Origin of the sequence: Leuconostoc gelidum subsp. gelidum KCTC 3527, from assembly GCF_000166715.1 — a bacterium.
Taxonomy (GTDB): Bacteria; Bacillota; Bacilli; order Lactobacillales; family Lactobacillaceae; genus Leuconostoc; species Leuconostoc gelidum.
In genome coordinates this window covers 159,962-172,788 of sequence record NZ_AEMI01000036.1, presented here as the reverse complement: position 1 = coordinate 172,788, position 12,827 = coordinate 159,962, and the positions used below count along the sequence as shown (strand labels likewise).

Genomic DNA, 12,827 nt, shown 5'->3' with positions numbered 1-12,827 from the left:
TCATTTTTTTAACGTAATGATTCCACATCACGCGCAATCATTAATTCTTCATTAGTTGGGATCAATAATCCAGCAACAGTTGAATCTTCAGTAGTCAAAATAGCTTCTTTACCACGGACATTATTAGCATCAGTATCTATTTTAACGCCAGCAAATGCCAATGATTCCAAAACTTTTGCACGTGTTACGGCATCATTTTCACCAATACCAGCAGTGAAGATAACCGCATCAACACGTCCCAATTCAGCAAAGTATTGTCCAGCATAACGAATAACACGATCATAGAACATATCAAGCGCTAATTTAGCATGTGTATTAGTTTCTTGAACTTCTTCTAAATCACGCATATCGCTTGAAATTGTTGAAATACCCAGTAAACCAGATTTTTTGTTTAATACTGACAACATTTCTTCATTTGACAGACCTTCACGCTCTTGAATATAGTAAACTAATGATGGATCAACATCCCCAGAACGTGTTGCCATCGTCAATCCTGCTAACGGCGTGAATCCCATTGATGTATCATATGATTTACCATTCTTAATTGCTGTAATTGAAGCGCCCGCACCTAAATGAAATGAAATTGCATTAAATTCATCAAGTGGGATACCTAATTTTTTAGCTGCACGTTCAGTCACATAGCGATGCGATGTGCCATGCGCACCATATTTACGGGCGCCGTATCGTGCATAATATTCATAAGGAATACTATAGAGATAATTTTTTTCAGGCATTGTTTGGTGAAAAGAAGTGTCAAATACTGCCACAGACAATGCATTCGGTAACAATTTTTGAAAAGCACGAATACCCATAGCATTGGCTGGATTGTGTAATGGTGCATAATCTGCCAAACGATCAATTTTTGTCAAAACTTCTTCAGTTACAACAACAGAATGATTAAACCATTCACCACCAGCAACAACACGGTGTCCGACACCTGTAATTTCATTGAAATCTTTGACAATACCAAGATCTGTCATTTTTTGTAACAAGATATCAATTGCCTGATCATGATCCTTAATTGCCATTTCATGTTCAAACTTTTGACCACCATTTTTTGTCAGTGTGATATGACCTTCTTCAGTACCAATCAAACGCTTTGGTTCAATGTTTTGACCATATTTAATGGTAATTTCAGCATTTTCCTGACCAATGCGCTCAATAATTCCCTGCATTAATACTTTTTCTTCAGGCATTTCTAGCAATTGAAATTTAAGTGATGAACTACCGGCGTTGACCGCCATTACTTTTGACATAATGTTTTCCTTTTTACCTTTAAGTTTCAGTATACCTTCACAACATGCGCCGCTTGATATGTCATAGAATTATTGTAACATTTTTTGAAAGTAAAGGACACGTTGATATGTGTTACAATATTGATACATATAAATTGACTCACGTAGGTATAAAATGATTAAAAAATGGCTCTTAAGTAATTTAATTGGCATTGTAATAACTGCCCTTGTATTAATAACAACATTTGGTCTGATTCTCTCTCTTGTTAATAAAGATAAAACAACAACACAACCCAATAACGTACAATTTCGTACTGGACCTGGCCGAACATATACATCTACAGCATCTTTGAAAAGTGGTACAGACCTCATCATTTTAAAAAAGACACGCGGTTGGTACAAAGTTCGACGTACCGACAATGAGAAAGTTGGCTGGGTCGCTGGCTGGGTTGCTGAATCAAAAACATTGCGCACAGCCACACCGATTAGTGAGGCTACAATTGTTTTAGATCCGGGTCATGGTGGTAATCCAGACAAAAAATACGACGGTTTATCCGGCGATAATGGTTCAGCATCCGTTAACGGTAAATTTTTTGAAAAGACGTATACATTACGTACAGCGCGACAAATGCGCTCAGCACTACAAAAAACTGGTGCCCGTGTGTTTATGACACGTGATAAAGACGTTCTTGTCCCATTACTCCATATTCCACGTCTAGCCGAACACTATCAAGCAGATGCCCAAATTTCAATTCACTTTGATCACGATGGCAATGAGGATAGTGCAACAACAGCAAGTGGCGTTTCTCAATTCTATTATCATCAAAATAGTTACGCATTGGTTACTGCGCTTAAAAATGCGCTCGATGGCTTACCCATTAACAATCGTGGTATTGATAGAACGCAGTACCTTGTATTAGACCATGTTACTCGGCCCGCCGTACTACTCGAACTGGGCTACATCAATAACCCAGAAAATTTTAAAAAAATTCGTACAGAAAAATATCAACAACAAATTGCGACTTTAGTCACCCACGGATTAACTACTTACTTTAAACAAAATACGGAGATAAAATAATGGCTTTATTTAAAAAAACAAAACAAGCGTTTGAAGACAACATTGCCAATCAAACAACAGAGCAAGTAGAAGAACATTTAGACGGTATGATTGTTCAACCCTTTGCCTATAAAAAACTATTAATTATCTATCGTATTGAAGAATATCCAAGTACGAGTAATCATATTGATAATAAAATTCTAACTTTTGACAAAAAAGAACCATTATCAGAACATCGTTACAATGACATCATCTCACGTTTAAAAAATGATGATAGTGATCGCATTTCTATTGTTAATATTTTGCCATTAGTTGATTAAAAATCATATAGCAACAAAAACGACACGATCCTTTTTAAAAGATCGTGTCGTTTTTTGTCGTTATACTTTAATATCATTTTTCAAAAAAGGAAATTTTTGACGTAAATAAGGTGTAACCCAATGATCTAAACCAATTTTTCCAGAGTTATAGCCACCAATCAACAAAAGCGCACCGATAACTATAAACGTCGGATTAACTGACACAACACCAGCGCCGAGATAAGAAAAATTCATGACTAATCCAAAAAAGGCTGCAGCTAGTGTTAACGTGCCAAAAATCAAACCTAATCCCACCAATAACTCGCCCCAAGACACAAGGAATGAAAAAATTGCCGTATTTTTGCCATGGCTTGTTGTGACATTCAAAAACCAATCATACCATGGAAATGCCTTCGTCTTATCTGGTGTTAATACAGGGTTTTTGATCGCACCTATAATTAGCCCAGAAGCATCAAATCCACCGCTAGTTGTTATTTTTTCCCAACCATCCAAGGTCCACTGATAGCCCAGATACACGCGTAAAATTGTTAAAATCCACATTGCGACTGGTGAGTTACGAAGCCATGTTATCATGATCTATTCTCCTTATACTATGCATATTCATCTTAATTTCTATTACAAATAGTAAGTATATAGAGTGACTTGTGAAAAGTCAAACAATTTGATTTGAATAACACGACTTTAAAATAACCAATATTTTATTATCTTCGACAGAAAACTGCGAAGTATCTATATTTCCCAGAGGTTAGGGTTAGGGATATTATTATTTACTTTGAATCAAAACATGATCAACTTTTTGATCGTGTCTCTCTATTGGTAGAGATGTCACAAGTTGCACATCCAGAACCAATGATACAGTATCACCACTAAATAGTGATAGAAAGCGATCATAATAGCCAGCGCCAAAACCTAACCGCTCCCCATGTGTAGTAAACGCTAAACCCGGAACAATTGCTAAATCAATCAAAGTAATATCGAAAACAGTACTATCTATTGGTTCTTTAATATTCATTTTGCCTAAACGAAAGCTAGAACCAGACGTTATTTCAACAAATACCATTTGCTTATTAATAATTTTAGGTACAACCGTTCGTTTATTTTCTGACCATGCACGAGCAATAATTGGTTGTGTATTGATTTCTGTGGCGGTACTCAAAAAAACAGCAATTATTTGGGCTTTTTGCCATTGATTGCTGCGAAATAATAACTTTCGTAATGCCATTTCTTCTTGCATGCGCTGAGATCCAACGTAATTAGCTAAATGCCGCTTTTGCACAGTGCGCACTATTTTCTTATCTAACATACCTTTATTCAAACAAATGTGTCATAGCTAAAATTTCAGTATCTTTTTTAACTTCTTTTAGTACTTTTGGATCATCATAGTTATGAATAGCTGTTACAATTAACTCGGCAACTTGTCGCGCATCAGCCTCGTTAAAGCCCCGTGTTGTCATCGCAGGTGTGCCAATTCGAATACCAGATGTTACAAATGGACTCAAAGTTTCATTTGGTAACGCTTCTTTGTTTGTGGTAATCGAAACAGTATCTAACAATTCTTGTGTTTGCTTACCGTTTAAACCGGTTTTTGTCAAATCCAAGTTAAACAAATGATTATCTGTCCCACCAGCCACAACACGAATGTCTTCAGTACGATTAAAGACATCAGCCATTGCTTGTGCATTTTTAATGACTTGTTCAGCATATACTTTAAATTCAGGTTGTAAGGCTTCACCAAATGCAATGGCCTTACCGGCTATCACGTGCTCCAAGGGGCCACCTTGTGAACCTGGGAAAATTGCGGAATTAAGTTTCTTAGCATATTGTTCTTGTGATAAGATAACACCGCCACGGGGTCCACGTAAAGTTTTGTGTGTCGTTGAAGTTACCACATCAGCAATACCGACTGGATTCGGATGCAATCCCGCAGCAACAAGGCCAGCAATATGTGCCATATCAACCATCAAATAAGCACCAACTTCATCAGCAATTTCACGGAACTTTGTAAAATCAATGATACGTGAATAAGCAGAGGCGCCAGCGACAATTAATTGCGGCTTTACTTCTCGTGCCTGTTTTGCAATGGCCTCATAATCTAGTCGTTCTGTCTCAGAATTCAATCCATAGGTATAAGAATCATATATCTTACCTGAAAATGACACCTTGGCACCATGTGTCAGGTGTCCACCTGCATCTAAATTCATCCCTAAAATCTTGTCACCTGGTTTCAAAAATGCCATATAAGCTGCAGCATTGGCCTGTGAGCCTGAATGAGGTTGCACATTGGCATATTCTGCACCAAAAAGTTCTTTTAATCGATCAATAGCCAGTTGTTCAATGACATCAACATATTCTGTTCCACCATAGTATCGTTTATACGGGTACCCTTCAGCGTACTTATTAGTTAAAACAGAACCTTGCGCCGCACGGACACCTTTTGAGGCAAAGTTTTCTGAAGCAATTAATTCAATCGTGCGATTTTGACGCGCACCTTCTTGTTGAATTGCGCTCCAAACCTCGGGATCTCGTTCTTTAAATGACATGTTATTCTCCTAATCGATTAATAATCTAATTATAACGTATTTTACGTTATTTTTAAGTTTAATAGTCCGGATAAATCCGAATTATTAAACTTAAAAAATAAAATAGTTCGTGTTTAAAAAATTTCATGCCTGAGAGTAGCTAAAATTTGTTTTGAATCTATTACCTGTTTATGTCGCACTGGCTTATTAAATAATGTTGCAATTTGAACAGGAATTTCAGTTTCTGTTATTTTTGACAATTGGGCAAGTGCGGCTTGTCCTGACACCGGCGCCATGTTAAGTGCCCGTAGTACAGTTTCTGAAAACTTATAAGGGCTTGCTGTTGCAGCAATTAACGTTGGTCCTGTCACACCAGTTTGCTCATAGACATAACGACCAACGGCTGTATGAGGATCAATTGTATAGTTTGTCGTGTTAGCAATTTTGTTAATTGTTTTAGATACTTGATCTTGTGTCGCAAACGCAGCAACAAATTTATTTAAGTTGGCACGTGTATCAGGTTTGACAACATATTCCCCATTTGCCTGTAATGCTGTCATATATGCTTGAATTTCATCACCATTTTGACCGCTAGCAAAGTATAATAAACGTTCTAAATTACTAGATACAAGGATATCCATTGCTGGTGCGTTTGTCACTCTGAACTGACGTTTACTATCATATTTACCCGTTGTAAAGAAATCTGTTAACACATTGTTTTCGTTTGAAGCGACAATAAACTGTTTCACTGGTAATCCGATTTGACTCGCATAGTAGGCTGCCAAAACATTGCCAAAGTTACCGGTTGGCACAACAATATTAATTTCATCTCCAGCCTGAATTTTTTCGTCTTTAATCAGCTGAGCATAGGCATATATATAATAAACAATTTGTGGCACAAGACGTCCAATATTAATCGAATTTGCGGATGAAAATCGCAAACCTTCCGCCTTTAAATCTTTTGCTAATGATTCATCAGCAAGTAAAATCTTAACTGCCTTTTGAGCGTCATCAAAATTACCAGTAATTGCAATGACATGGGCATTATCAGCTGTCTCTGTTTGCATTTGCTGCCTTTGAATCTCACTGACACCTTCTTCTGGATAAAAAACAATTATTTCTGTTTGAGAAACATCTCCAAAACCACTCATAGCAGCTGTGCCTGTGTCCCCTGATGTGGCAGTGAGGATAACAATTTTATCACTCATAGCCTGTTTTTTTGCAGCAGTAGTCATTAAATGTGGTAGTGCCTGTAAAGCAACGTCTTTAAATGCAAGCGTTGGGCCATGAAATAACTCAACGTATGTTAAATCGTTTTCTTCGTGGAATGATACCACATTGTCTTTTTTCCATTGTTTGCCATAAGCTTTCTTAACAATATAATCGATTTCAGAGACACTAAAGTCATCAAAAAAGGCATCAAATATTAATGTTGCCAAATCGGAATAAGTTTGCGTTTTTAAGACCGACCAGTCGAGTGGTATTTCAGGCCATTTTTCCGGTACGTATAACCCGCCATCTGGTGAAATACCATTCAAAATAGCTTGACTTGCTGTTACTGCCGGTGCTTGCCCACGTGTGGAAACATATTTCATCATGTGAAACTTCCTTTTATCTGATTTATTAAATTATAACAAATAACTACATAATTATGAATAAAAATGATAGAATTATAAGAATAACAAATAAAGGGATGGATTATGGATATTGGAATTGGCCTTTTTGGCTTAGGAACAGTTGGCCGTGGCGTCGTTAAAATTTTACAAGAAAACGCAGAACAAATTACAAAACGCACGGGCTCTCGATTAATTGTCAAGCATGCCGTCATTCATAATTTGACAAAAGAACGTACCGGTTTTGTTAAAAATTTCCCTATTACAAATCAAGCAACAGACATTTTAGACAACCCAGATATTCAAATTGTTGTTGAAGTCATGGGAACATTAGATCAAGCCTATGACATTATCAAACGATCATTAAATGCCAAAAAGCATGTTGTGACAGCAAACAAAGATTTAATTGCAAGTCGTGGACAAGAACTAGTAGCCATCGCTGAAATAAACGGTGTTGATCTATTTTTCGAGGCTGCGGTTGCAGGTGGTGTACCAATACTACGTACACTATCGACTAGTTTCACTGCCGATGAAATTTCGCGCGTAGCAGGCATCATTAATGGTACAAGTAACTTTATTTTAACTCAGATGGCAAGTAATAACTTGTCCTATGCTGATGCACTAAAATTAGCTCAAAATAAAGGTTTTGCAGAATCAGATCCAACAAATGATGTTGAAGGATTTGATGCCGCGTACAAGTTAATTATTTTGTCAAACTTTGCTTTTGGCGTACAACCTGTCTTAGGTGATTTGTCAATTACCGGCATTTCTAATGTCACCGATGCTGACATAGCTGATGCGAATACTTTCGGTTATGTTATTAAATTACTCGGTGTGGCGCAAGTGGTTGGTAGTGCAAAAGAAGCCATCAGCATCGAAGTTTCCCCACAGCTCGTGCCTTTCACGCATCCACTTGCAACTGTTCATAACGAAAATAACGCGGTACTCGTCAATGGTGAATCTGTTGGTGAAGTCATGCTGTATGGCCCTGGTGCTGGCGAAATGCCTACAGCTAATTCTGTTTTAAGTGACTTGACAAATGTTGCGACAGATTTAGCTTTAAATACACCGGGACATCCTTTTAATTCATTCAACCAAGATCTTGATTTAGCTAAACCTTCACAACGTATTGCACGCCGATTTATCGTTGTTGAGGTCGATGATACTCCTGGTGCTATGTACTCTGTTACGGGTATGTTTGCTGCAGCCAAGATGAGTTTCACTGATTTGAAACAAACACCTGCAGCCAATGGTACTGCTCGCCTAGTTGCCCTAACACATCCGGCAAGCGATGCGCAACTAAACGTCATTCGCACCACACTGCGTAATGCAGATGGTATTAACTTAGCCGCGGAGTATAAAATATTCTCATGATAACAATCAAAGTACCCGCAACAAGTGCAAATATCGGCCCCGGATTTGATTCACTTGGTGTCGCCTTACAACTTTACTTAACATTAGAAATTCACGAAGAAACGCCCACTTGGATTGTTGATCATGATTTTTCAGATGCCATGCCACATGATGAAAAACACTTTATTGTACAAACAGCACTTTCCTTATCTGCTAATATAAAACCACATCATATCATTGTTACATCTGATATTCCCCTAGCCCGAGGTTTAGGATCATCGTCATCTGCACTAATAGCTGGATTAGCAATGGCCAACATTTTGTCTGACTTGAATTTATCCAATGATGCACTATTGTACAGTGCATCATTGCTAGAAGGTCATCCTGATAATGTGGCACCTGCACTATTAGGCGGTGGTGTTGCCGCGTATTATGATGGTTCACGTGTTTTCCATGCACCGTTAAAAATGCCAAAAAATGTTGACTTTGTGACATTTATTCCTAATTATAAGTTGCTAACATCTGCAGCACGATCAGCGCTACCTGACAGTTTATCATTTCATGAGAGTGTGGCAGCAAGCGCTATTAGTAATACACTAGTCGCTGCTTTAAACGCCAATGATTTTGCAATCGCTGGCGAATTGATTGAACAAGATCATTTTCACGAAAATGCCCGTGCCACGCTGGTTCCTCATTTAGCAGTCATTCGTCAAATTGCTCACAAATTAAACATTGTTGGTACTTATTTATCTGGTGCTGGACCAACAGTCATGACAATTGTCGCTAAAGACCAAACCGATATTTTATTATCGGCATTGTTGGCGGCGCATCTACCAGGTCAAGTCAAAATTCTCAAACAAGATCTTATGGGTCTAACAATCATGAAAGAAGAAAACTAGCATGAAAGTCTCAAAATTTGGCGGTTCTTCCCTAGCTGATGGGCGTCAATTACAACGTGTTTTTGATATCATCCAATCAGATGAAAATCGCAAAGTTATTGTTGTATCCGCGCCAGGAAAACGTTTTAAAGACGATACAAAAGTAACTGACTTGCTACTCTCGTATGCAAAAGCAACCGTTGAAGATACAGATGCAACAGAAATTATCGAAACAATTAAAAATCGTTATCATGCCATTGGTGATCATTTCAAACTACCGGCGTATGAACTAGCAGATATCGATGAACAAATTGATCATCTTTCAACAAAACATTACCGTTCGTTCGATTATCTTTATGCTGCTTTCGCAGCACATGGTGAGTATTTAAATGCACAACTTATCGCTAAAGTTTTTAGTCATCTCGGCATTCCCGCCCGCTTTATTGACCCACAAGAAATTGGGTTACAAGTAGATGATAATGCACGTTCTGCAACATTCGATGTGAAATCATATACATCAATTGCTAAACTTGACTTAAATACAAGTGAACGTCTCATTATACCTGGCTTTTTTGGTTATACGAAAAATGGTGACATGGCTACCTTTTCACGAGGCGGTTCCGACATCACTGGCGCCATTATGGCTCGTGGCTTAAGTGCCGATTTGTATGAAAACTTTACAGATGTGAGTGCTATCTATGCTGTTAACCCAACAATTATCAATCAACCAGCAGCCATTGAGCAAATGACTTATGATGAAATGCGCGAACTGTCTTATGCTGGTTTTGCTGTTTTCCATGATGAAGCCATTATTCCAGCCATTCAAGGTGGTATTCGAATCAATATCAAAAATACTAATGAACCAGATGCACCTGGCACATTTATTGTACCACCCACCGAAGTACAGCAAACACGGCCTGTGACAGGTATTGCAAATTCAAATCGTTTTGCGGCTTTATATTTACACCGCTACCTTCTAAACAAAGAAGTGGGTTTTACCTTACGAATTTTAGAAATATTAAAACGTCATAATATTTCCTATGAACATATGCCTTCAGGAATCGATGACTTAACAATTATTTTTGATAAAACAAGCCTATCACAAGAGCAAGTTGACAACATGTTAGCAGACATAGCTTCTGATATTAAACCAGATACACTAAAATGGATCCCTAGCTATGGCATTATCATGATTGTTGGTGAAGGCATGCGCAATCGTATTGGTGCGTTAACGGAAATTGTTACCCCTTTGAAAGAACATGGTATAAGTTTACAGATGGTCAATCAAGGTGCTAGTGAAATTTCAATTATGCTTGGCATTCAACCTGATTTAGCTGATCGTGCTGTAAAAGCCATTTATGACAATATCTTCAAAGCCTAAAAAATCGTATATTTGAAAAAGAAACCTTACTAGATACTCTAGTAAGGTTTCTTTTTCAGGCTGTCAAACATACTGAATCACTTATAAATTTCACCAAAATCATACGATAATCCAGACGCTTTTTTAATTAACTGACATTTTTTTGAAAGATAGCAGTCTTTGTGACTCAAATTGTGCAACATACACTTCAGGCATAGCCATTTTTTCCCAATCTTCAAAAGTGAACTGGCCGTCAGTTAAAGCATAGAATAGCACAGACAATGCTGTGCCATGACTCGAAATAATAAAATCACCAGTTTCTGAAGATAAAATCGTATTGAATGCAGCTACAACACGATTAGAAACTGACATTAAGCTTTCTTCCCCAGGCCACGATAAGTTAAAGTCAGTCCATAAGAACTTTAAATGATCTTCCCAATTTTGACAAGGTACAGTGCGACGTTCACGAAAATCATCAATTTTTATAATAGGTAATTTAAGTAATGAGGCTGTTGGTTGAATTGTTTGAAGCGTACGACTATATGGTGATGAATAGATAGCGGTTATCTGTAATTCTTTAAACAAAGCGGTCAAACCATCCGCCAACAAACGGCCCTCATTTGTCAACGGTGCTAACATATCGTTTTGGATAGCCGTATTCCGAATACTATGTCGGATAAAATAAACGTTTGTTATCATTTTCATAATTGATGCAAATAATCATGCAAATCATGATTATTGAGTTGATTATCTAGGCCAATTAATAATTTTAAACGTGCTTTTTGACCATTAATACTAGTGGCAAAAATAACACCATCTCTTTCTAATTGCACACCGCCACCCAAATAATCATATACTGGCTCAGCAACGCCATTAAAACTTCTTGATACAATAACAACAGGAATATTTCGTGATAAAAGGTAATGCACACCAGTTGCTGCTTCTTTAGATAAATTACCAGCACCTAGTGCTTCAATAACTATACCATCAATATTTGCCGCTGCCAATAATTCTAATAATTGCCCATCCATTCCTGCGTAAGCCTTCAAAACTGGAATGCTTTTTTGTACATGAGCCACCGGTAATACCCGACGTTTTGGTAAATCATAAAAAAAGATAATTTGACGTTTTGTTAAGAGCCCCATTGTGCCACTGATTGGCGAACCAAACGTTGCAACATTAGTTGTATGAGTCTTTGTCACAAAACGCGCTGCATGTATTTCATCATTCATAACCACTAAAACACCACGATTGCGCGAATTTTCATGAGATGCAACACGTAAAGCAGAATGGTAGTTATATAAGCCATCGGATCCTAATTCATTTGAAGAGCGCATCGCCCCTGTCATAACAATTGGAAAATCTACGGACAACGTACTATCCAAAAAAAAGGACGTTTCTTCTAGGGTGTCAGTACCATGCGTAATAACGACCCCATCGAATTCATTCTCTGCTGCCAAAATACGACGTTGAAGCTGCAGCATATGCTCCGGGCCAATGTGCTCACTTGGTAAGTTAAAAATACTTTCAACTGTTAAATCAACATTTGGTATTGCCATTTTGACATCAATCAAGGGATTATTCAATCCAGTTTCAACATCACCGTCTTGATCTTCATGCATTGAAATTGTGCCGCCCGTATGAAGCACCAAAATTTTTTTTATGGTCATGATGTACCTTCTTTTTTTTGTCTGAAATTTTTCAGTGTGCTTTGCCACGCATGCATTTGTTCAATAAATTTTTTAGCACGAGGTTTTAAACCCAATTGATTATCATAAATATAGTCAATGACACGTTGTAAGCCACGTTTTGTAGTCGTCGAAATTTTAATTTGATGAATTTGTCTCAAATCTATGACACTAAATTGTCTCAAATAAAACATTGTTTTTTGATCTATCATTAAACGATGTTCATCTAGTCCATAATGGCTTTCCGAAATAATACCATTGTATTTTTCAGAATAATCAAAACGTCCTGTCGTTTGCCCACTAATTGGATCAGCTCGCCAGTTTGGTGCCACGCCTAAGGGCACTAATAATTGAATTTCAAAAATATTAGCAATAATTTGTGGATCTAATCCTTCGTCAAGTTTTAAAAGCGCCAATAGTAATTGATTATACCATCGGGTAATGACTTCACCTTCTTCAAATGTTTCGTCGATAAGACTAGCAATCAAAGCAGCATAGGCATTTGCTTCAATATCATCAACAAGTCGTCTATGATAGGTAGCCTGCTGAATATCGTTAATATAACCTAAACCGGCAGTTTTTTTTGAAAAAGCACCTTCAAATATAACTACCGTATACGGCTGCATAGCTGCACTTAAATGAGATTTTTGCTTTTTTGCACCACGCGCCAAAAAAGTTCGCAACCCACGTGTTTCTGTGAGCATACGAACTAACAAATCATTATCTTTATATTGTCTTGTGTACAACACAATACCTTTGATTATTGACATCGATCACCTTCATGAATGCACAAAAAATACTACT

The 12,827-nt window shown here is 37.5% G+C and carries 13 protein-coding genes; 5 read left to right on the top strand and 8 right to left on the bottom strand.

Features of this window, described 5'->3' with window-relative positions; translation table 11 throughout:
• Positions 1-8 precede the first annotated feature (8 nt).
• On the bottom strand, positions 9-1,256 hold the full coding sequence (locus EUI_RS0108625) for an acetate/propionate family kinase (protein ID WP_010687780.1): 1,248 nt from the start codon (positions 1,254-1,256) through the stop codon (positions 9-11).
• Between the two features lie 154 nt (positions 1,257-1,410).
• Between EUI_RS0108625 and EUI_RS0108620 the strand changes: the two genes are divergently transcribed.
• Positions 1,411-2,313, top strand: a complete 903-nt coding sequence (locus EUI_RS0108620) for an N-acetylmuramoyl-L-alanine amidase (protein WP_010687779.1) — start codon at positions 1,411-1,413, stop codon at positions 2,311-2,313.
• Entirely contained in the window at positions 2,313-2,612 is a 300-nt protein-coding gene (locus EUI_RS0108615; protein WP_010687778.1) for a hypothetical protein, read from the top strand. Before EUI_RS0108620 ends, EUI_RS0108615 begins: the two co-directional genes overlap by 1 nt.
• A gap of 60 nt (positions 2,613-2,672) precedes the next feature.
• Here the strand turns inward: EUI_RS0108615 and EUI_RS0108610 are convergent, their stop codons facing one another.
• From EUI_RS0108610 to thrC, 4 genes are all read right to left on the bottom strand, one after another.
• A complete protein-coding gene (locus EUI_RS0108610) occupies positions 2,673-3,185 on the bottom strand; it encodes a DoxX family membrane protein (protein WP_010687777.1) in 513 nt (170 codons plus the stop codon).
• Positions 3,186-3,375: 190 nt separating this feature from the next.
• Positions 3,376-3,915 (bottom strand): 5-formyltetrahydrofolate cyclo-ligase, encoded by a 540-nt coding sequence (locus EUI_RS0108605; protein WP_029508550.1) that lies wholly within the window; start codon positions 3,913-3,915, stop codon positions 3,376-3,378.
• 4 nt (positions 3,916-3,919) lie between these two features.
• Positions 3,920-5,152: a serine hydroxymethyltransferase gene (gene glyA, locus EUI_RS0108600; RefSeq protein ID WP_010687775.1), complete on the bottom strand. Its 1,233-nt coding sequence runs from the start codon at positions 5,150-5,152 to the stop codon at positions 3,920-3,922.
• A 113-nt stretch (positions 5,153-5,265) separates the two neighbouring features.
• Positions 5,266-6,726 (bottom strand): threonine synthase, encoded by a 1,461-nt coding sequence (gene thrC, locus EUI_RS0108595; RefSeq protein WP_010687774.1) that lies wholly within the window; start codon positions 6,724-6,726, stop codon positions 5,266-5,268.
• Positions 6,727-6,831: 105 nt separating this feature from the next.
• On the opposite strand from thrC, the gene EUI_RS0108590 reads away from it, so the two are divergent.
• From EUI_RS0108590 to EUI_RS0108580, 3 genes are read left to right on the top strand one after another with little or no spacing between them, the layout of a single operon-like run.
• Positions 6,832-8,118: a homoserine dehydrogenase gene (locus EUI_RS0108590; RefSeq protein ID WP_010687773.1), complete on the top strand. Its 1,287-nt coding sequence runs from the start codon at positions 6,832-6,834 to the stop codon at positions 8,116-8,118.
• Positions 8,115-8,996: a homoserine kinase gene (gene thrB / locus EUI_RS0108585; RefSeq protein ID WP_010687772.1), complete on the top strand. Its 882-nt coding sequence runs from the start codon at positions 8,115-8,117 to the stop codon at positions 8,994-8,996. The genes EUI_RS0108590 and thrB overlap by 4 nt, the downstream gene beginning before the upstream one ends.
• Before the next feature lies 1 nt (position 8,997).
• Entirely contained in the window at positions 8,998-10,356 is a 1,359-nt protein-coding gene (locus EUI_RS0108580) for an aspartate kinase (RefSeq protein WP_010687771.1), read from the top strand.
• Between the two features lie 123 nt (positions 10,357-10,479).
• On the opposite strand, the gene EUI_RS0108575 is transcribed toward EUI_RS0108580, so the two are convergent.
• From EUI_RS0108575 to recO, 3 genes are read right to left on the bottom strand one after another with little or no spacing between them, the layout of a single operon-like run.
• The gene (locus EUI_RS0108575; protein ID WP_010687770.1) at positions 10,480-11,040 is read right to left on the bottom strand and encodes a histidine phosphatase family protein; all 561 of its coding nucleotides are present in this window, start codon (positions 11,038-11,040) and stop codon (positions 10,480-10,482) included.
• Positions 11,037-12,005: an asparaginase gene (locus EUI_RS0108570; protein WP_010687769.1), complete on the bottom strand. Its 969-nt coding sequence runs from the start codon at positions 12,003-12,005 to the stop codon at positions 11,037-11,039. Before EUI_RS0108570 ends, EUI_RS0108575 begins: the two co-directional genes overlap by 4 nt.
• Positions 12,002-12,793 carry a DNA repair protein RecO gene (recO, locus tag EUI_RS0108565; protein WP_010687768.1) on the bottom strand — a complete coding sequence of 264 codons (792 nt, stop codon included), beginning with the start codon at positions 12,791-12,793 and terminating at the stop codon, positions 12,002-12,004. The genes EUI_RS0108570 and recO overlap by 4 nt, the downstream gene beginning before the upstream one ends.
• Positions 12,794-12,827 lie beyond the last annotated feature (34 nt).

Excerpts from the sequence above, each read along its gene's own strand:
- EUI_RS0108610 (WP_010687777.1), bottom strand. The coding sequence starts at position 3,185 with ATGATAACATGGCTTCGTAACTCACCAGTCGCAATGTGGATTTTAACA.
- EUI_RS0108590 (WP_010687773.1), top strand. The coding sequence starts at position 6,832 with ATGGATATTGGAATTGGCCTTTTTGGCTTAGGAACAGTTGGCCGTGGC.
- thrC (WP_010687774.1), bottom strand. The coding sequence starts at position 6,726 with ATGAAATATGTTTCCACACGTGGGCAAGCACCGGCAGTAACAGCAAGT.
- EUI_RS0108615 (WP_010687778.1), top strand. The coding sequence starts at position 2,313 with ATGGCTTTATTTAAAAAAACAAAACAAGCGTTTGAAGACAACATTGCC.
- thrB (WP_010687772.1), top strand. The coding sequence starts at position 8,115 with ATGATAACAATCAAAGTACCCGCAACAAGTGCAAATATCGGCCCCGGA.
- EUI_RS0108570 (WP_010687769.1), bottom strand. The coding sequence starts at position 12,005 with ATGACCATAAAAAAAATTTTGGTGCTTCATACGGGCGGCACAATTTCA.
- EUI_RS0108580 (WP_010687771.1), top strand. The coding sequence starts at position 8,998 with ATGAAAGTCTCAAAATTTGGCGGTTCTTCCCTAGCTGATGGGCGTCAA.
- EUI_RS0108575 (WP_010687770.1), bottom strand. The coding sequence starts at position 11,040 with ATGAAAATGATAACAAACGTTTATTTTATCCGACATAGTATTCGGAAT.
- glyA (WP_010687775.1), bottom strand. The coding sequence starts at position 5,152 with ATGTCATTTAAAGAACGAGATCCCGAGGTTTGGAGCGCAATTCAACAA.
- recO (WP_010687768.1), bottom strand. The coding sequence starts at position 12,793 with ATGTCAATAATCAAAGGTATTGTGTTGTACACAAGACAATATAAAGAT.
- EUI_RS0108620 (WP_010687779.1), top strand. The coding sequence starts at position 1,411 with ATGATTAAAAAATGGCTCTTAAGTAATTTAATTGGCATTGTAATAACT.
- EUI_RS0108605 (WP_029508550.1), bottom strand. The coding sequence starts at position 3,915 with ATGTTAGATAAGAAAATAGTGCGCACTGTGCAAAAGCGGCATTTAGCT.
- EUI_RS0108625 (WP_010687780.1), bottom strand. The coding sequence starts at position 1,256 with ATGTCAAAAGTAATGGCGGTCAACGCCGGTAGTTCATCACTTAAATTT.